The sequence below is a fragment of the Psychrobacter sp. GW64-MNA-CIBAN-0177 genome (genome assembly GCF_040309585.1).
Taxonomy (GTDB): Bacteria; Pseudomonadota; Gammaproteobacteria; order Pseudomonadales; family Moraxellaceae; genus Psychrobacter; species Psychrobacter okhotskensis.
Genome location: NZ_JBEOOY010000033.1, coordinates 1 through 18022, shown reverse-complemented (window position 1 = coordinate 18022; position 18022 = coordinate 1). Strand labels below are relative to the sequence as shown.

The following is an 18022-nucleotide window of genomic DNA, read 5'->3' as shown; positions in this document are numbered from 1 at the left end:
TTGCACGCCTGAGACCCTACGATCATGGCATAAAAAGCACATTGATAAAACCATTCCTGCAAAGATTCAAGCTCAAACCCCAATATTAACAATATCACCTAAGTAAAATGCCAAATTAAAAAAGGTTACCGAGGCTATATTTGGTATAGCATTGGCAACCTTTTTTTATGTTTTTAATATTTAAAAGTAAGTTTATACGTTCATTATAATCAGATTTTCAGTCCCTCGATAGCGAAGTCATCATCACCTAAGCAGTTATGTTCTGGCTAGTACATTGCAGTCGCTGAGAAACAGATCAAAAATACAAATATTTAGTGTAGGAGTAGGTTTTTAATCAACTGTCTGAGTAATCCGATGATGAATAGACCTTAGGTGCAGCCATAGTTTTCCAAGCCTAAATAGTACGTTTTACCGTACCTTGCCTTATATCAAATAAATATGCCTCAACATCACGAATAACAGAAATGCCTGAACCAGCTCATTCAGAACTAGTTATTGGCATACCTATTCCAAGTTTAATTCAAGTGGTAACCCACCCAAACCTAAGACACTAATCTAATAGAATTAAGCTGCGTGAAATAGTTTCTGCATTGGCGTAAAGCCGCCATTGCCCATGTTCGGGCGCTCGTTATTGTAGTGGTACAACCAGTGTTCTGCTTGTTCTCTGACTTGAGCTAAAGTAGTAAACAGCTCTTGGTTTAACCAATCATACCGCATCGTTCTATTATAGCGCTCTACATAAGCATTTTGCTGTGGATGACCAGGCTCAATATATCTGATAGCAATATCTTGCTCTAGTGCCCAGTCTTTGAGTGCATTACTAATGTACTCAGGACCGTTGTCACATCTCACTTGATCAGGCTTGCCTCGATATTCAATCAGCTGATTCAGACCGCGTATCACTCTTTGAGCAGGTAGTGAAAAGTCAATCTCAACGGTTAGCGCATCAGGCATAAAGTCCATGCTCCAGCTTTGATTGATACTATCAGGTACTGCTAGAGGTATGGGTTTGTCACGTTTAATACGGCGCTTGGGCTTGATTCTAAGGTTCAATTCAAGATCGCAGTAGATGCGATACACGACGCGTTTGTGGTTGTAGGGCAACCCCAGAAAGTTATACAGACTTAAAAAGCATAATCCAAAGCCCCAATTCTTATTCTTCTGCGTCAGATCTATTAATAAATCCGCTATTAGCTTGTTTTCATCAGAGGCAACTGACTTATGATAGTAGCAAGTGACGCTGATGTTAAAGATATGGCAAGCCCTGCGTATGCTAATAAAACGCTCTTCAAGGTAGTGACAAGCCATCTCACGGCGCCTTGATGGCGCTACCATTTTTTTGACATGACATTCTGTAATATGTCAGATTTAAGACATTCATCGGCATACATCTTCTTTAGTCGAGCGTTCTCAATTTCAAGCTCTTTAAGACGTGAGATTAAAGAGGCATCCATACCGCCGTATTTAGAACGCCAGTTATAAAGGGTGCTTTGTCCAATATTGTGGTCACGGCATAGCTCAGTGATAGGGACACCTTGCTCTGCTTGCTTTAAGATGTTGACGATTTGGTTGTCGCTAAAGCGGATCTTTTTCATAGGGTTCTTCTGCTGATAGTTTAGCAGTTAATCTCTATTTCTAAGCGTTCTTATTTATCGGGAGGATTGCCGGAGTATGCGCAGTACTGAAGGGATGGCCGAACGGATCGATCAAGGTTTGCAGCGACGCAAACGCTGGATATTGCCTGAACCTGTTTCGCACCTTGGCAGCTTACTGTAGCGAGTCGCACCGGCTCTGTACTTGCATCAGGTGCGTAAACGCTTTAAAGGCGAACTACGATAAATTAATTATTGGATTCGTCTCAGCTTTTATTCTAATATTGTGCCGTTTAAAAAATAATGTTGCTAGCAACGGTATTTTAAACGGTATTTTTTATCACCACCTAGAAATGTCATGACATATTACTCACTATATGAGTGTTTGGTTTTTAGCTTCCTAAGCTAGCCTTAAGGTTTGTTTGTTGTAATAGCAGTAGAGCAGATGATGTAACGTCTAGCCTACTAGCGGTATCTCGCCTAGGTTTGATGTCTAGCAATTATATCGTCAAAAAATAAACGAACTATTAAGGGAGTGATGACCATGGACCAAAACAGTACAACGAATCCGACACACGAGTCTGATATATTGTTATCAAACATTCCTAAAACCAGACAAGTACGAGTTTGGGATATTTTGGTCAGAGTGACTCACTGGGCCGTCGCGGCTGGTATCACTGCTAATTTGCTTTTTACCGAAGAAGGCAGTGAGCTGCATCAATATGTCGGTTATACCGTGGTAGGGTTAGTGGTTGTACGTTTGCTTTGGGGTTTAGTTGGCACTCGCTATGCACGCTTCAGTGACTTTTTTCCTACATCGTCTCGTATTAAACGTCACCTATCTGATTTAAGTGCTCGCCGTATGGATGAGCAGCATCTTGGTCATAACCCATTGGCTGCCATTATGATGCTATTGTTATGGGCCGTGATTATAGGGTTAGGCGTGAGTGGTTATTTGATGGAGGCAAGAATTTTCGGTAGTAAAGACATCCTTGAAGAAATTCATGAAATACTTGCCAATAGTTTATACTCACTTGTCCCGTTACACATTATCTCTGCGATTGTCATGAGTTATTGGGAACGGCAAAATCTGATTAAGTCGATGATAACCGGTAATAAAACGGTAACGACGCGTCGCCCAAGATAAAATAATCAACGAAACAGGACAGTCATGGCACGCATACTATTAATAGAAGACGATAGCAATATTGCTGAAGGTATTGTTGTCGGGCTAAAAAGCCATGGCATGATGGTCGATTGGTTTAGTGATGCTAGGCAAGGTGAAATGGCACTGCAAGAGGATATGTTTGATGCGGTGTTGCTCGATCTGACGTTGCCAAAAGGTGATGGTATGACTGTGCTACAAAATTGGCGCTATAAACAGCTAGACACACCGGTGTTGATTATTACGGCTCGTGACGCGATTGCCAATCGCGTGGCTGGACTCAATGCAGGCGCAGATGATTATCTAGTCAAGCCATTTGCACTAGATGAAGTGGTTGCCCGTCTGCAAGCATTGATACGGCGTAGTCAGGGACGGAGCCAACCTGAGATTCGTTATGGTGAAGTCGCTTATTGGCCTCACAATCACCAAGTCTCTTATCAAGGTCAAGTCATTGAGCTAACCATCAAAGAAGTGGCCATACTAGAGCAAATGCTAACTCATCCTAAACAGATTCATAGTCGAGCCAGCTTAGAGGACAAGCTCTATGGTTGGCAACAGGATATTGAGAGTAATGCTATTGAAGTGCATATCCATCATTTACGCAAAAAACTGGGCAATGATTTTATTTTAACCAAACGCGGCATCGGCTACTATCTCAATCCAGCACATAGCCATTAAAGTGTTTATGTTCAATTTGGCTTTTAATATATGAGCAACATGTGAGCTTATGAAAAGTATCCAGCAGCGGCTGTTAATCTCTTTACTCATTGGTCTACCCTTACTATGGCTTATCACATCGAGCTTTATTGCTTGGCGGTTATGGCATGAAATTAATGAGATGAATGACACGCAAATCACTCAAGTGGTTCGATATTTGATGGGCGTATCTGCTGATGACAGTGATTCACAAGATGGGGATCCAAAAACTGGAGAACAAGAAGACAGCGACCAAGAGGAAGGTAAAGGAGAGCATCATAGAGAAAAGAGCGAAAAGCCCGCTGCCAAAATATATAATTTAAAAAGTAAAGAGCTGTCAGGTGACCTGGGTGATGCTGAAGATGACTATATGGGCTTTGCCATTTGGGATAAAGAAGGACATCTATTAGTGGCTGATGAAAATGGTCAGTCATTTTCTTTTCTGCCAGACCAGCGTGGTTTTTTAGAAGAATATAACTCTGCTTATCAGCGCCTAAACCCTTTTAGCAAACGCTGGCGGTTATTTTATGCGCATGATGACTATAATGGTGACAATGGCTACGATGACACGCATGAAGGCCGAGTGATCGCTGTTGGTCAAAACCTTGATTCTCGCCGAGAAATGATTGTCGAAGCAATGTCTGTGCAAGTGTTGCCTATGTTGATTGGGCTATTTTCCTTCATGATTTTGGCTATCGGATTGATACGACACGGACTGATGCCGTTAAGCCAAATCAGTGCCGAGGTGGAACAGCGCAAGCTGCAAGATGATAGTCCTATCACAGCAGACGTACCAAAAGAGATTCAGCCTTTGGTGACCGCTTTAAACGTTTTGTTTATAAAAGTGGCAGATACCTTGGCACGTGAACAACGCTTTACCGCTGATGCTTCTCATGAGCTGCGTAGTCCACTGGCTGCGCTCAAACTACAAGCAGACTTGTTACAGCAGCAGCTATTACAACTGTCTGGCATAGAAAACGACAATCAGTTGTTTTATCACACACAAAAGATTAGCGATGGCATTGAGCGTGCGACCCATTTGGTCGATCAATTATTGGTTTTAGCCAAGATAGAGCCGCAACAGCAGTTGCCTCCTGAGCAATTAGAGCATCCAGACTGGCTGATGCTCACAGATTCTGTACTGAGTGATGTCAACCGCTTGGCTCGTGAAAAACACATTCAATTAAAACGCACCGTACACTGTGACAATCCTGCCGATATTTTGCCCATTCTTATCAATCCAGTATTATTTAAGCTATTAATCCGCAATTTACTAGACAATGCCATCCGCTATTGCCCAGAGGGCTGTCTGATTGAACTGCAGTTAGATGTTGATAATATTAAAGTGGTGGATAATGGCTTGGGTGCAGACCCAGAGCAGCTAGCGCGCCTGAGCGAACGCTTCTACCGTCCAGCAGGTCAAACCCAACTAGGTAGTGGGCTAGGACTGTCAATCGCCAATCGAATCGCCGAGCTGCACAACCTCACCTTAGCGTTTGCCAACCGCTCTCAACCAGAAACAGGCTTTGTGGTAACAGTTAAAAGTAAAAGCCCACTCTCAAAACCATTGTAAAAAAATAAATCATACTGTCTTAAGATTGAGTTAATATTCGGTGCGTATGCTACTCGTATTCCCTAATAACATTATATGGAGTACAACCTGTGAGCCTACCGCTCTTAAAACCACTATTATTAACTGTCGGTGCGACTTCCTTAGTATTCTTTGGTGGGGTTATTGCCTTAGCCGTGCAGTCTCCCGAACCTGCTAGTACTTTATCAGTAGCTGATCCCATCACTCAAAATGCTGACATCACACCTAACGCATCATCCTCATCGGTGCAGCAGTTACCTCTTGCTGCGCTTAGTCCTGCGCAAGCGACAGCACTGGCAAAACAAGACGCACCCAATGCGATATTGCAGGCCAATCCAGAGCTCATCAACTATAACGGTAAGGTCGCTTATGAAGTGCTATTAGATAATAGCGCCACTTATATTGACGCCAATTTAGGCACGGTTCTAAATCCGGTAGCGACCAATAATTATCGTGTTGAGAATTTTTATGAAGACTACGATGAAGATGATCGAGATGAGCATCATGATGACGACAGGGACGAAAATGAAAAAGTCGGCAAATACCGTGACGAGGATTACAAAAAGAGTGATCATCTAATCGCAACGAGCTACAAACACCATGAGGAGGAAGATGATTATGATGACTAATACACAATCAACGGCCCAAGCAACTCCAAAGAAACCTGCTAATAAGACGAGTAAAAAAGCTGATCCGTTCGCCTTTCTTAAAAGCAGTATCATGATTGCATCGGTTGCAGGCACGATGGGTGGATGGTTATTTTTGCTCAATCAAGAGACAGACAGCCCATCTGTGAGCGCCGTCACTGTAAATACTACAGATTCTGGGAGTGGTGAGCTAGCTGCTGCATCAATACCCATTGTTGACATCACACAGCTGAGGCAGGTCAATGAAGCTGCTCCTGTAGAGGCAATAACAGTCGTCGCCCGTACGCGTTCTTCTCAATAACCAGCAAATCAATAAATAAGCAAAGATGAGTAATTATTGAGCTTATACCCTATCGCAAAAAATGGAGTCTTCTGATGAGTAAGAACACGACAAAATTGGCGACTCTGAAACTGGCGGCGATGGGTTGCCACATTCAAATAACGTTAAACATTACCAAGATTGGCACACAGCACTCGCAGGAAATAATAGATCACCAAATTTCTTTGTTAAAAAGTGAAACTCAGCAGCGTTTAGCACGCTGGGAGCATATATTTAGTCGTTTCGATGAAACCAGTGAGCTCATGAGACTTAATAATCATACCGACCAATGGAGGGAGGTAAGTGCAGAGTTGTTTGAGGTCTTAGGTCGCGCCATATATTTTGTTGTAGAAACTCAAGGTCTCATAACCCCAACCTTACTCAAACCGCTCTGGGCTGCTGGTTATAGGCAGTCATTTGAAACCTTGCCAAAAATGTCTACGCCATCTATACCCGTAATTACCTCAAACTCTGGCTCAAATGCCGCCACATACTTACAAGCTCAACCCAATGCTAACAATCCTAATCAGCAAATAGACAGTATTCAGTGTCGCCGATTGGTTGATGGTCAGCATCAGATCTACCTGCCCGCTGGAATAGCACTTGATTTGAATGGTTATGTCAAAGGCTGGTGTGCCATGCAATTAGCTGAGCAGATTAGTCGAAGTCATGACTGGCAACTCCCTTGTTTGGTAGATATGGGCGGTGATATAGCAATCGGTGTCCCAAGAAGCCAAGCCCTAGATAAGGCAATAGACAGTCCAATTGTTTGGGGCGTGGCAATTGCTAAACCTTACTGTGCTAATGGCGAGCATATGCAAAACGACCAAGATGTCGCAATTCTTACTTTGAGATCTGGTGCTGTCGCCACTTCTGGGCAAGATTATCGGCGCTGGTGGCATAAAGGTCGCCCGCAGCATCATTTAATTCACCCTCATTATTCCCGTCCGGCTATCAGTGATGTCCTGACAGCAACGGTCATGGCTGCGGATACTGTAACAGCAGAGGTATACGCAAAATATTGTGTGCTCCTCGGCGTTACAGAAGCAATAACATGGCTGAACCAGCATCATATTGCGGCGCTCTTAATTGATACGAATAACAACGTGATATCGTCCATTGCTATTGAGCCAAATTTGAGTGAGCCCAACTTGGTTGCCGTCTAACGACTCACGCTCTATACGCCAGATACCAATATATTAAGTAGATGCATTCATAGGAGTATCGTCATGCATACAGACAATCTTACTCACAGCCAGGCTACTTCTAATACGTCGCTTCTTGTTCAGGTTATGTGGATTGTATTGATTTTGAGTATTGCCATCGGAGTCGGCAGCTACATGCTATTGATGTGGGGAGAGACGGTCTCACAACTACTGACCGCCACAGATAAGCATTTTTGGTATTTATCACGGGCAAGTGGTGTGATTGCTTATGCTTTATTTTGGCTGGCAGTGGTTTTTGGTTTATTACTGAGTACACGCTTAGGAAAGCATTTTAATGCGGCTAGGGTATTTGCCTTGCATCAGTATTTAAGTCTGATAGCGGTAGGCTTTGCCGCTTTTCATGCTGGTATTTTATTGGCGGATAACTATCTAAATCTGCATATATGGCAGATTTTAGTACCTTTTGGTTTCCAGACTGATCGGGTGGGCGTGGCATTGGGACAGATGGGGTTTTGGCTGTTATTTATCTGTGCATTCAGTTTCTATATTAAGAAGTATATTGGTCAATCAGTGTGGCGATGGCTACACTTTTTGACCTTTACAGCTTATATGCTTATTAGCATCCATGTGTTTATGGTGGGATCTGACAGTCGAGCATTACCGTTGCTGTTATTTTATGCAAGTAGTCAGACATTGGTTTTTGTATTGACTAGCTATAGATTATTGATGATGAAACAAGTCAAGTGACTATTTAATTGGCAATTCGATTGACCGTTCAAATGACTATGTATGGAGCGTTATAGTATCAAGCGGTATAAACTGCAGTGATATTATAAGCTACACTAGGATATACCAATCCGTGTCTATACCTTTTAAGGATTTTATGCATCATTATTCTATTCATGACGAAGCACATTTGAGCAATCGCAATCATTGGTTGAGGGCAGCAGTGCTGGGTGCGAATGATGGTTTGATTTCGACAGCCAGTTTATTGGTTGGGGTAGCGGCTGCCAGCCCAAGCAGTCAGACATTGCTGTTGACTGGCATGGCCGCGTTGACCGCAGGTGCGTTGTCGATGGCGGCTGGCGAGTATATTTCTGTCTCATCACAAGCGGATACCGAAAAGGCGGATCTCGATAAAGAGAGACATGAGCTGACGCATAATGCTGAGCGTGAGCTAATAGAGCTCACAAAAATTTATGAAGCGCGTGGACTTGAGCATGATTTGGCACATCAAGTGGCCGTAAGCTTGACTGAGCACAATGCCCTGGAGGCTCATGCTCGTGATGAGATAGGCTTAACGGATCTTAGTGAAGCGAAGCCTATTCATGCATCAGTTGCCTCTGGACTATCATTTATAGCGGGGGCGATACTACCGATCATTGGGATACTACTATTACCAGCGGAAACACTGGTTTGGTCACTGGCCTCTTTGACGATAGTAGGCTTAATGCTACTTGGGATCATCTCTGCTCGTTTGGGCGGTGCGCCTGTTGTTCCTGCTACTACTAGAGTAGTAGTTTGGGGGGTACTAGCTATGGTAGCAACCTCATTGATTGGCCGCTTATTTGGCGTGGCCATTTAACAACATACTCACTCCATGACAACCTAACTGGTTACTGTCCTTTTTTAGCGTATTGTTTGATGGTGGGTAGGTCTTTGACAATGGCATTGCCAACAATGTTGGGAAACAGTCGATTGAGCCATGCAAAAAAACGCTCGGGAAACCCCAAATGCTGATGCGCCTGCTTGGTTGATATAAAGTGAATCAACGCTTTTGCGACGGTCTTAGGCGAGTCCATTTTCACTTTCAATGCCTCATTCATGGCGACGACTGCATCTTTATTCATGGTGGTCTTGGTGGCTCTAGGCGCAAAATATCGAAACTTCACTGAGGTGTCGGCATACTCGCGGCCTAACGCTTCACTTGCGCCGCGTAAGGCAAACTTGCTAGCGCTATAAGCACTAAAACCTGGGTAGCCAATACTGCCAAAGGTTGAGCCAACACTGATTATTTGGCTCGGACTATGCTGTGCTATCAAGATAGGCAGTAGTCTTTTTATGAGCTGTAGTGGATACGCCACATTGACCAACATCATCTGTTCGATCGTATCATCACTTTGATCCGTGAGTAATGCAAAGTCATTGATACCTGCATTGAGTATGACAGTATCAATGACGTTTCCATGGCCTTGTGTCATTTCACCCAGCCCCTCTAACAGTAGCGATTGCGACGCCTGCGAGCTTAAGTCACATGTATGAGACAGAAGCGGGACATCAGGATAGTCTTTGGTCAACTCATCCACTAAATGCGTCAAGGTTTGATTGTTACGCCCGATCAAGATTACCGGTCGATTATTGGCACATAATTGCCGTGCGATCTCTTGTCCGATACCACCCGTGGCACCAATTAGTATGGTGTATTGCAGGGTAGACTGTATTAGGGCTGATTGACCATTAGGTAGTGTCATGATATCGCATCCTTGTTGAACAATTATTATTAAAGCATGGATTATTGAAGCACGGATTGTAGTGATATGCGCTGTTGCTAATCGTCTGAGTGATTAATGCCATGCTTAATTCCAAGACCCATCGCAATATACAGCTTACGCTCTGCTAAGGGCACGTCAATTTGTCGACGACCATGCATGATGCGTTTGTTGTCTAGTATCACCACATCACCATTTTGCCACGCAATTTCTTGAGTATGCACTTCACAGATTCGAGTCAGCTTGGCTATTAGCTCATCATCAACGCTTTGACTATTCGCTAGGGTGAACTTAGGTTTTTCATAGTTAAATGATGGCCCAAGTAATGTGTTTGCAAAGGCGAACTGCCCGCTTAAGTTGTCCTCTCGGATAGCAGGTACCTGTAACACGTACCGAACGCCGCCATCTGTCTGAGGCTCTACATGATGCGTTAACGTCTTGCTCGTCGTCGCAGCGATAAATTTATCTAAATCATCCAAGCTTATTTGATCAGCGGCATCTGTTCTGCCGGTCGCAGTAGCCACGTAATTTTGCCAAATTGCTTGAGGTAAATAGCGACTGATACGCATCGGCTGACTAAAAGTGGCTTTTAGCTCAGGTGATAGTGCTTGATACACAGCATATCCATCACATATCGTTGTTTGTGAGCCTTTTTTGGCGCTTAACTCACTAAAAAAGGCAATGACATCAGGTGGCATCGGCGTATTGCCATTTTCGATATGTAGTCCAATAGCATGCGCACCTGCGTCCACTTTTTGGGCTTCAGAAGTGATGTTTTGACGGGCAGGATCATAGGTTAAGGTCTGACACAGTTGACTCATCAACTGACTAAACGTGTCCACATCGTAGTGATGACCTCGAAGTAACATCCAACCATGGGTTTTTAAGGCCGTTAAAATATCAGAGGTCTTAGGTAATGATACGCTGGCAGACACTTGAGAGGTTAGTACCTCAGGAGTGTCAATTTCGATAACGTCACTTTTTATCAAATCATTTAGCATAAGAGTGGTTTGCATAATGCTGTCCTATAACGATAAGTGGTAAAAATATATGTAGGCTAACGGCTAGCTTTGATCTATTTAGGTTTGGTCTATTTATGTACTATCTAAACGGTCAACGGCATTTTTCCTACTATGTTTTATTAAAAGCTTAGTAATAGAGTCTGTTGTGCTGCTGGTGAGAGTGTCCGTTATAAGCCGAGTGCTGATTTATAAGTCTCAAGAATTTGTAGTCGTCGCAATTTACCGTTATCGGTTAATAATCCATTGTCAGTGCTGAAAGGTAGCTCGGCTAGATGCCACTGTTTGATACGAGCATAGTCAGGCAAGGTTTGGTTTACGATATTTAGTGCTTGTTTGATAGCAGATTGTAAATCACTGTTATCTGCTGATGTCGCGTTAGGGTTGGCGACTATCACCGCAGATAGATGAGGCTCACCATCTCCGAGTACCGCCACCTGATAGATAATAGGCTGCGTTGAGAGCTGCGCTTCTACCCATTCAGGCGAGATATTTCGGCCAAAACTACTAATAAGCACGTTTTTGCGTCGACCTGTGATGTATAAATAGCCGTCGTCATCTAGATGACCGATATCCCCTGTGGCAATGATGCCATGGTCTTCGTTGCTATTATCATGGTTTAGGTAGCCTTGCATCGCATTGCCCGTGACCATCACTTCGCCACTGGCTGCGATGCTGACCGATGCATGAGGCATAGGTTTGCCCACGCTGCCTGCGCGCTTTGCTTTAGGCGTATTTAGACTGACCACAGAGCCACATTCAGACAAGCCATAGCCCTCATAGACAGGCAAGTTTAAGGTGTTAGCATCTTGTAATAATTTGGGTGAAACTTTGCCGCCGCCTACTGCCATAAATCTTAAGGATGGCAAAGCAATACTAGGCGTACACTCGCCACTAGTGCTTGTGCAAATTTGGGATTTTTCATTAGCTGCCATTTGCTCGCAAATGGCTTTTAGCATTTGTGGTAATAAAATAACACTGGCGATATCATGGGTTCGTACGGTTTTTATCAGCCGCTCGGCATCAAAGGCTTGATTGGATAGCAAACCAAATTGATCAATTTGCCCTGTCACCAAAGTACGGCCCATGTATAGGCTCACGTAGACGCCTGCCACGTTTTCTAACAAAGTGGCAAAAGGCAACACGCTCAAATGACTAAATTTGCTTGTGGTCTCGGTAACTTCTGAAGTGTTAGCAGCGTCATTTTTCAAGGTGTCAGCTAGCGCACCCGATAACGACTCAACAATACGCATCAAAGTATCTTGACCCAAACATACGCCTTTTGGCATACCAGTACTGCCTGAGGTGTAAGTCACTTTGCAAAAATCGTTGGCAGTAGAGGAATTTTGAGAGGTAAGGCTAGGGTCAATGATAGTGTCAGTAAGTTGATAAAAGCTACCTTTGATATGAGTCGCCTGCTCAGACTTAATGGCTTTTGTCTCTGGTGTATCAGCGATCACCCAATGATCCATATTGTCTATGATTGGCATTGTTAAACTAGCTCCAACATATACCGTCTCTATCTGCGCATCTTGTAGTAAGTGCGCAATTTGTGATGCACTAAAGAATAAGGGGATTGGCACAACGACCGCGCCGACGGTACTCAATGCCAAATCGAGTATGATCCAATCTATATCATTATGGGTATATAAAGCGACACGCTTGCCTTGCCATATGTCTAATGTCTCATGGAGCACCGACAACGTGCGTTGAAGCTGGCCATAAGTCAGACTGATCGTTTTGTCATTGTCTATCGTCTGTATCGCCACTTGCATAGGTGACTGACGGGCATGCTCACATATCGCGGTATAAATGGGTTTCATGTTATTCTCACTGTCTTGTAGTGGTGCAGTGTTATTGGTTGATGGTAAGCTAATGAATGAGTATTAAACGGTTATCTTATTTAGCGTCAAACGAGTGGCATAATTCATCTCTAACGTTTCGTTATAGCGATAATGAGGGGCGCATACCCGCTTAGCATCTGCCACATTGATGGCGACCACCAAAGGGTTGTGCTGATAGTAATGGCCCCATGATGATACTTGCTCAGGGTCTTCTAGCGCTTCTGCAGTGGCCTTGGCAATAACATGGCTGCGAATGCCCATATGCGCCAATATATGTCGCACAGCATCGGTGCCAGTACACACTACCCAGTCTGCTTTGGTTTGGTATTCATGAGTCGTAGGATTCAGGGTAGGGGTAGATAAATAAAACACCAAAAATGCTATCATAAGCCGCGCGCTACCAGCACAACCTGATGCTAAATTGCCAATCTCAAAAATGCGCTGACGATTGACTAGCTCGCCTGCTACTCTACTGATCTCATTTTGTATTGGCGTGTTTAAATACTGCTCTAAAAATATCTTATCTTCACAGATAGGTTTTAGACCGATAGCAACGCTCGTGCCTTTAAACGCGGGCAAAGTATCATCGTCAGCGGATAACCAATCGCCATAGGATGGCATATCGGCAAAACCTGAAAACAAAATAGGCATAAAGTAGCTTAATCTAGCGTGATGGATGTACTCATATATTTGTTTGATGAATGCTTGGGCATCTTGATTTTGAGTATATGAAGTAGGCGATGTCGCTATTGGAATTTGAGTGCTGGCGCGTATATATAGGGATGAAGGTATTCCTTGCACCTCCAATATTGACATTGGCTTAACGGCTTCAATATAGAAGGTCGTATTTAGAACATTCTGCAAGGTATGAGTGCTATCAATAGATAATGACATCAGCTGTCTCCAAATGGCTAAAAGCTTTTAGCACGATTAACATCATGGAAGCATGATAAAGGAGCAACCTTAACTGAACCTTAAGGTTGTATCGTTTTTAACAATCAAACCCCGGTATTGACAAACCCCAATATTAAGCACATCAACTAAGTAAAATACCAATTAAAGAAAGGTTGCTAACACTATGCACAATATAGTGTTGGCAACCTTTTTTACTTCTATAAAAATCAGTCACATCGTATATGAATTTATGATATTGATATTCTTATAACCGCACTAATGAGGTGGTTAGCATCTGACAAATCTCAAGCCAGCCTATATCTAGCTTAAAAGTAGCGAATCTATATATCTGATCAGACAATAAGATACTACTCTCGCTGTTGCCAGTCATTTTGACCTACAGGCAACCGATCAAGTAAGTCACGTCTCGATCTCCAGTCAGATATGTGTGTATCTAATAATGCTTTAAATCTATCGTTGTGCTATCGTTCCTTAAAGTGTAATAACTCATGCACGATAATATACTCTAAACCGGGAAGGGCTTTTTAGCCAATTCAAGATTAAGTAATATTCGCCATTGCTCGATATTGCAGCTACCCCATTTAGTTTTCATCTTTTGTACTTGCTAGCCACAGACAGTCCCATTGAACCGCCCCGAGATTGTCGGAGACTCAACATTCTGAGAGAATACGACAATGAAAAGACAAACCTACACTCCTGAGATTAAAGAACGCGCCGTTCGCATGCTGATCGAAGCAGAAAACGACTATCCCTCTACATGGTCAGCCATTCAAGCCATTGCCCCTAAGATTGGCTGTACGCCTGAAACCCTACGATCATGGCATAAAAAACACATCGATCAAACTATTCCTGCCTCAGTGCAAGCGCAAAGCGACAAAGAACGCATCAAAGAGCTTGAACGCGAGAATAAAGAGCTCAAGCAAGCTAATGAAATCATCAGAAAGGCTGCCGCTTTTTTCGCCCAGGCGGAGCTCGACCGCTGACTAAAATCATGATTCAATTCATCGACGATCATAAGAATAATTATGGGGTCGAGCTGATCTGTAGAGTATTACCGATTGCCCCATCAACCTATCACCGTGCTAAAGACTTGGAGAGCTACCCTGAAAAACGCTCACTGCGCAGTCAACATGACGACTTTTACATCAGCGAGATTAAACGTATCTGGCAGGACAGCAAATGCCGTTACGGTGCGCGTAAAGTATGGCAGCAGATGAAAGCTGACGGGTTAAAGGTTGCTCGTTGTACCATAGAGCGTTTAATGAGACAGCATGGCCTACAAGGTGTCTGGCGCGGTAAGGGTAAAATAACAACTCACAGCCGTGATGATCAAAAGCGTGCTGATGACCTAGTTAATCGTAACTTTAGCGCTCATCGCCCTAACCAGCTCTGGGTGGCAGACTTTACTTATATCAAGACGATAAGCGGCTGGGTGTATACCGCTTTTATTATTGATGTGTTTGCTCGCGCTATTGTGGGCTGGAAAGTATCTAATCGTATGAACACAGATATGGTGATGGCGGCGTTAAATCAAGCAATAGCAGATAGAAACTATCCCAAAGATGTGATTCATCACAGTGATCGAGGGGTTCAGTATTTATCCATTCGCTATACTGATAAAATGGCTACATGCGGTGTTATAGCTTCTGTCGGTACGACAGGCGATTCATACGATAATGCATTAGCTGAAACGGTCAACGGGCTTTACAAGTCTGAGGTGATTCATTATTTAAAACAGAACTGGACTGGTGTGAACGATGTTGAACTAGCAACCCTTGAATGGGTGGATTGGTTTAATAGAACACGATTGCATAGCACGATTGGATATGTGTCACCCTTTGAGTTTGAAAAGCGGTATTATGATAATTTAACCCTGTCAGGCATCGCTGCCTGACTCAAGTAAATCACTCTCCGATAAAGTCGGGGCGGTTCACATCGATCTGACCAGACCAGACTATTTATTGATTAAAATCTCTCAAGTTAATGTCTACAGATTTGACAGCAGAGGTCAAGCTTGATGCCACTTCTTAAAAAGGTTGCCTTTTTCAAGATACTGATAGCACGTGTGATCAGGGCATACTAAAATCGTACTTTTTCAACCATTGCTCCAAGGTGTCGCGCTCTATGTTTTTACTGCCAGTTGCATAGATAGCGATAGCCTAGCGTATCGGTAAAAAAGCGTATGACACGGTTTTGAGTGAATATTTCTATATCGTCCACGTTACTCATAAGATACACCTGCTAAATTTAGCCCTTGCAGCATAATATTTAACATTTCAGTTTCATGCTGAGCAATTATTTTTTTATCCCACGCATCTGGTTTACCTTGTATGCAATCAATCATTTTCAGTAGCTTTAAGCTATCGATTTGCCCACTTTGCATATTTCCATTTTGTGAGAAATACTTTACCTTAACATCAGGCATATCATTACTCACACGTGAATTAAGGCTATGGCTAATCAAACATAAATTACCAAAAGAGTGCAACAGTGAATCTTTTGCGTCTTTATCTTCCAAAAATATACTGTCGTTTCGCTTATTTTGTGGATAAAAGTGTTCTACAGAGCTTCTAGCGGTAAAGGTAAACTTAGGATAGTTACCGTTTAACCAAAGCAGATAATCTAAATAATTAAATACAAAAATGTTGCGGATATTGCCATACCTGAGATACTGCTTAATTTGTATACGTAGATTATCAGTACTCAAGTTGTCATGGGTATGTTCAGTCAATAGCTTATTGAAGTCTGAGGTTTGATAAATGATTTTATGATAATCATCAGGTTCATCAGTCAAATAACGCTTTAACATAAAGGCGCGAGCTATCTCTTCTAAATGGTCAAGATACGCTACGCTATTAAGCCCCATTTCATCATGTTTATAATGCTTACAAGCATAATATAAAACGGCATTAAGCCAGTGCTTATAGTTCGTAGTAGGAGTTGAGACATGAAAAGCACTTTGCAACATCACTAGTTTGTCAGTGTCAGTCTCAAAGCTATTTTTGTAGTAGCTGTTTTTTTTATCTTCATTCTTGATTAGCTTATTAAGCGTCCATTGTCCTTTACTGTCTTGAGTGTTGCGCTTTATTATAAAGTGATCAAAGATAAATTTGCTTTTAAGTAATGAGTATATAAAGGTCTTTACTTGAGACAAAGGCGTTATCTGATTGTTAGTTTCTATACTTTGCTCAGTATTTGAAGTGTGAGCATTTTCTAAGTTGGATGGTTTTAAGATAAAGGTTTCAAACTGGGTTAGCAGCTGTTTGTCATCAAGTGCGATGTCTTTTTTATATGAGGACTGCACGTTAACCATGATTCTCAAAGCATGTAAAAGAAAGCTTGAGAAATTCACTAAGCTATAGTAAGTCTCACTATTACCGTCATCTTCTTCTTTATCCGCGGTATTGCTAGGGTTAGGTGGACTGGCAAAACCATTTTCAAGGATGTGGAAAAGAGAAGGAAGTGGCTTCAATTTATTGTTTTGAGCATCATTGTTACAGTCAGAATACTGTTCATTATCTGGCTGGGAATTGTTAGGATTATCAGAGTCTTTATATATCCTAAGCAGTTCATCAAAATCTTTAGGCCGCAAAAGAGTTAAATTCTCTGAAAACAACTTAAAGCGTAAAGTAGTATTGAAGCCATACTGTACGTATTTATTCATATTGGCACAGGCTTCCCAAACATCATGAATCAAAGCTTTAACTGGTTGTTTGTCCGCAAGCGCTATCTCACTTTCGTTTGCCTTTTCAATGACTGACAACAAACGTGCTTTAATAATTTCATGCTTCTCTAATTGCTCACCTCGGTTATTCATAACTTCGAAATAATGATTTAAATCCGTTTCGTCAGGCACAGGTACACGAGCAATCTGTACATATTGAAATAGATAATCACAAAACTCTTGAAGGGTTGTAGTGGGTTGTTGGTTATCATTATTAGGGGAAATAAATTTACTTTCCATTACTTCTCTAATAGACGTATAGCCGTTGATAATAGCGGGATTTAGCTTAGCTTCATGAAGGTGCTCATAGGTTTCTAGATTGTCATTCAGTAGTAACTCTAACGTCTGAGTAGATTTCGGACGGCTTTCAAACTCAATGTTTTGTTCTGTATACCATGACATATCATAGTCGCTATCTATAGTTGTAAAGTAATTCTTTAGATATATGATTAATAAGCTCAGAGTAGTAAAGCGTTGTTGACCGTCAATAACTTCAAACACTGTACGTTTTGAAGATAGTTGTGGTCTTTCAAATACTACCAGTGTACCTAGATAATAGTTCTTATGTTCCTTTGAACTTTTCGCATCAATTTGAGCGTCCATAATATCGACAATAAGCTGTTCAATCTCACTATTGCCCCAAGCATAATTACGCTGATACATCGGAATCAGATAGTGCTCGGTGCCGTTAAGCAGCCCCTTTGGTGTTAGTAGTATCACTTGCTCGGTTGCGCTCGGATTATAGTTTTTCATAATTTTATTTTTCTCTATTTATCAGTCAAACCCTAATATTAACAACCTCACCTGAGTAAAATATCAATTTAAACGAAGGCTACTAACGCTATATATAGCATA

At 42.3% G+C, this 18022-nt stretch carries 16 protein-coding genes and 1 other annotated feature; of the genes, 9 read left to right on the top strand and 7 right to left on the bottom strand.

Features of this window, described 5'->3' with window-relative positions:
* Nucleotides 1-564 precede the first annotated feature (564 nt).
* Nucleotides 565-1595, bottom strand: a protein-coding gene (locus AAEY79_RS13430; protein ID WP_167514317.1) for an integrase core domain-containing protein whose coding sequence is annotated in 2 segments — nucleotides 565-1343 and nucleotides 1343-1595 — 1032 coding nt in all. The coding sequence is not laid out codon by codon here.
* 541 nt (nucleotides 1596-2136) lie between these two features.
* Between AAEY79_RS13430 and AAEY79_RS13425 the strand changes: the two genes are divergently transcribed.
* From AAEY79_RS13425 to AAEY79_RS13390, 8 genes are all read left to right on the top strand, one after another.
* Nucleotides 2137-2739, top strand: coding sequence for a cytochrome b/b6 domain-containing protein (locus AAEY79_RS13425; protein ID WP_160022933.1), 603 nt, complete (start codon nucleotides 2137-2139; stop codon nucleotides 2737-2739).
* Between the two features lie 24 nt (nucleotides 2740-2763).
* Nucleotides 2764-3435: a response regulator gene (locus AAEY79_RS13420; protein WP_025653062.1), complete on the top strand. Its 672-nt coding sequence runs from the start codon at nucleotides 2764-2766 to the stop codon at nucleotides 3433-3435.
* A 49-nt stretch (nucleotides 3436-3484) separates the two neighbouring features.
* Nucleotides 3485-5026 (top strand): ATP-binding protein, encoded by a 1542-nt coding sequence (locus AAEY79_RS13415; protein ID WP_025653061.1) that lies wholly within the window; start codon nucleotides 3485-3487, stop codon nucleotides 5024-5026.
* An 89-nt stretch (nucleotides 5027-5115) separates the two neighbouring features.
* Entirely contained in the window at nucleotides 5116-5673 is a 558-nt protein-coding gene (locus AAEY79_RS13410; RefSeq protein ID WP_025653060.1) for a PepSY domain-containing protein, read from the top strand.
* Nucleotides 5663-5992, top strand: a complete 330-nt coding sequence (locus tag AAEY79_RS13405; protein ID WP_227692092.1) for a hypothetical protein — start codon at nucleotides 5663-5665, stop codon at nucleotides 5990-5992. Before AAEY79_RS13410 ends, AAEY79_RS13405 begins: the two co-directional genes overlap by 11 nt.
* Before the next feature lie 74 nt (nucleotides 5993-6066).
* Nucleotides 6067-7176, top strand: coding sequence for an FAD:protein FMN transferase (locus AAEY79_RS13400; RefSeq protein ID WP_201580014.1), 1110 nt, complete (start codon nucleotides 6067-6069; stop codon nucleotides 7174-7176).
* Nucleotides 7177-7239: 63 nt separating this feature from the next.
* A complete protein-coding gene (locus AAEY79_RS13395; RefSeq protein ID WP_025653057.1) occupies nucleotides 7240-7923 on the top strand; it encodes a hypothetical protein in 684 nt (227 codons plus the stop codon).
* 136 nt (nucleotides 7924-8059) lie between these two features.
* Nucleotides 8060-8761: a VIT family protein gene (locus AAEY79_RS13390; RefSeq protein WP_025653056.1), complete on the top strand. Its 702-nt coding sequence runs from the start codon at nucleotides 8060-8062 to the stop codon at nucleotides 8759-8761.
* A gap of 31 nt (nucleotides 8762-8792) precedes the next feature.
* On the opposite strand, the gene AAEY79_RS13385 is transcribed toward AAEY79_RS13390, so the two are convergent.
* The 5 genes from AAEY79_RS13385 to AAEY79_RS13365 form a co-directional block, all read right to left on the bottom strand.
* Entirely contained in the window at nucleotides 8793-9647 is an 855-nt protein-coding gene (locus tag AAEY79_RS13385) for an SDR family oxidoreductase (protein ID WP_025653055.1), read from the bottom strand.
* 77 nt (nucleotides 9648-9724) lie between these two features.
* Complete coding sequence (locus tag AAEY79_RS13380) at nucleotides 9725-10681, bottom strand: TauD/TfdA family dioxygenase (RefSeq protein WP_025653054.1); 957 nt, start codon at nucleotides 10679-10681, stop codon at nucleotides 9725-9727.
* Nucleotides 10682-10854: 173 nt separating this feature from the next.
* The gene (locus AAEY79_RS13375) at nucleotides 10855-12507 is read right to left on the bottom strand and encodes an AMP-binding protein (protein WP_025653053.1); all 1653 of its coding nucleotides are present in this window, start codon (nucleotides 12505-12507) and stop codon (nucleotides 10855-10857) included.
* Between the two features lie 63 nt (nucleotides 12508-12570).
* Nucleotides 12571-13422, bottom strand: coding sequence for a thermostable hemolysin (locus AAEY79_RS13370; protein WP_025653052.1), 852 nt, complete (start codon nucleotides 13420-13422; stop codon nucleotides 12571-12573).
* Nucleotides 13423-13948: 526 nt separating this feature from the next.
* Complete coding sequence (locus AAEY79_RS13365) at nucleotides 13949-14035, bottom strand: DUF45 domain-containing protein (protein WP_240990549.1); 87 nt, start codon at nucleotides 14033-14035, stop codon at nucleotides 13949-13951.
* A gap of 82 nt (nucleotides 14036-14117) precedes the next feature.
* Between AAEY79_RS13365 and AAEY79_RS13360 the strand changes: the two genes are divergently transcribed.
* Nucleotides 14118-15337, top strand: a protein-coding gene (locus tag AAEY79_RS13360; RefSeq protein ID WP_407074204.1) for an IS3 family transposase whose coding sequence is annotated in 2 segments (ribosomal slippage) — nucleotides 14118-14394 and nucleotides 14394-15337 — 1221 coding nt in all. Because the reading frame shifts where the segments join, the coding sequence is not laid out codon by codon here.
* Nucleotides 14393-14509 (top strand) — a sequence feature (AL1L pseudoknot). Its footprint overlaps the gene before it by 117 nt.
* 327 nt (nucleotides 15338-15664) lie before the next feature.
* On the opposite strand, the gene AAEY79_RS13355 is transcribed toward AAEY79_RS13360, so the two are convergent.
* Nucleotides 15665-17920, bottom strand: a complete 2256-nt coding sequence (locus tag AAEY79_RS13355) for a DUF262 domain-containing protein (RefSeq protein ID WP_025653067.1) — start codon at nucleotides 17918-17920, stop codon at nucleotides 15665-15667.
* Nucleotides 17921-18022 lie beyond the last annotated feature (102 nt).